This window comes from Bacillus sp. LR--39 (assembly GCF_053613335.1).
In genome coordinates this window covers 1-687 of the sequence record NZ_JBSIOT010000933.1, presented here as the reverse complement: position 1 = coordinate 687, position 687 = coordinate 1, and the positions used below count along the sequence as shown (strand labels likewise).

2 protein-coding genes are annotated in these 687 nt (G+C 49.3%); both read left to right on the top strand.

The features are described from left to right. A partial coding sequence (locus ACWHAR_RS27570) for a D-glutamate cyclase family protein (RefSeq protein WP_452088499.1) occupies window positions 1-238 on the top strand: 238 nt, incomplete at its 5' end. Between the two features lie 43 nt (window positions 239-281). Beyond that, window positions 282-687 (top strand): 5-oxoprolinase subunit PxpB (gene pxpB, locus ACWHAR_RS27565; RefSeq protein ID WP_452088498.1); only part of this gene is annotated, 406 nt, incomplete at its 3' end.

The window sequence follows — 687 nt, the reverse complement described above, 5'->3', positions numbered from 1 at the left end:
TGTGCACGGAGGGCCGATCCATATTGGCAATCCGGGAGCAATCGGGATTCGCGATCTCGGGAAACCGGATTTCGGAGATGCCGTTTCCATTCGTGACGGCGAGGTTCCTGTTTTTTGGGCATGCGGGGTGACCCAGCAAGCCGTGGCTATGAATGTAAAGCCTGAAATGGTCATCACACATGCGCCGGGGCATATGCTCATCACAGATATTCGAGACGAGTCGCTTGCGGTGCTGTAGCCTCTCGTCATCCTGATGAACGAGAATTAAAAGAGGTGAGAAGATGACTGTACGATATCAAATCGAACAGCTCGGTGATTCTGCAATGATGATCCGATTCGGAGAAGAAATCAATGAACAGGTCAACGGCATTGTCCATGCCGCGGCCGCTTATATAGAAGAACAGCCATTTCCGGGATTCATTGAATGTATCCCGGCTTTTACAAGTCTAACCGTATTTTATGATATGTATGAAGTGTACAAGCATTTGCCTCAAGGCATAAGCTCACCTTTTGAGAAGGTCAAGCGCGATGTCGAAGAGCGGCTGGCAGAAATAGCCGAAGACTATGAGGTCAACCGCCGCATTGTAGAAATTCCCGTCTGCTATGGCGGTGAATTCGGTCCGGATTTAGAAGAGGTGGCGAAGGTCAATCAGCTGTCACCGGAGGAAGTAATCGACATTCATACAA